The sequence below is a fragment of the Vibrio sp. H11 genome, assembly GCF_004804295.1.
GTDB classification, from domain to species: domain Bacteria; phylum Pseudomonadota; class Gammaproteobacteria; order Enterobacterales; family Vibrionaceae; genus Vibrio; species Vibrio ostreae.
This window is the reverse complement of the sequence record NZ_SSHN01000030.1, coordinates 1-990: the sequence shown is the minus strand read 5'-3', so window position 1 is coordinate 990 and position 990 is coordinate 1. Positions and strand designations below refer to the sequence as shown.

Genomic DNA, 990 nt, shown 5'->3' with positions numbered 1-990 from the left:
GCAGCTATCTGTACTACACTGTCAAAAGTGTACGGTGGTTCAGCTCGTGACTTCGCGTCAATCGACAACGCTCCAGAAGAGCGTGAGCGTGGTATCACGATCTCTACTTCACACGTAGAGTACGACACTCCAACTCGTCACTACGCACACGTAGACTGCCCAGGACACGCTGACTATGTTAAAAACATGATCACCGGTGCTGCACAGATGGACGGTGGTATCCTAGTTGTTGCTGCGACAGATGGTCCAATGCCACAAACTCGTGAGCACATCCTGCTAGGCCGTCAGGTTGGTATCCCATACATCATCGTATTCATGAACAAATGTGACATGGTTGATGATGAAGAGCTGCTAGAACTAGTAGAAATGGAAGTTCGTGAACTTCTTTCTGAATACGATTTCCCAGGTGATGACCTACCAGTTATCCAAGGTTCTGCACTAGGCGCACTAAACGGCGAAGAGCAGTGGGAAGCGAAAATCGTTGAACTGGCAGAAGCACTGGACAACTACATCCCAGAGCCAGAGCGTGCAGTAGACATGCCGTTCCTGATGCCAATCGAAGACGTATTCTCAATCCAAGGTCGTGGTACAGTAGTAACTGGCCGTATCGAGCGCGGTATCCTGAAAGTAGGTGATGAAGTTGCGATCGTTGGTATCCACGACACAACAACTACTACTTGTACAGGTGTTGAAATGTTCCGTAAACTGCTAGACGAAGGTCGTGCAGGTGAGAACGTTGGTGCACTTCTACGTGGTACTAAGCGTGATGAAGTAGAACGTGGTCAAGTACTTGCTAAACCAGGTTCAATCACTCCACACACTAAGTTCGAATCAGAAGTCTACGTACTGTCTAAAGATGAAGGTGGTCGTCACACTCCATTCTTCAAAGGCTACCGTCCACAGTTCTACTTCCGTACAACTGACGTAACTGGTAACATCGAGCTGCCAGAAGGCGTAGAAATGGTAATGCCAGGCGACAACATCAAGATG

Annotated in this window: 1 protein-coding gene; it reads left to right on the top strand. The window is 48.3% G+C overall.

Going from position 1 to position 990, the window contains the following annotated elements:
- Nucleotides 1–990, top strand: a 990-nt coding sequence (tuf, locus tag E6C74_RS20925; RefSeq protein ID WP_136487963.1) for an elongation factor Tu, incomplete at both ends; no start/stop codon positions are given.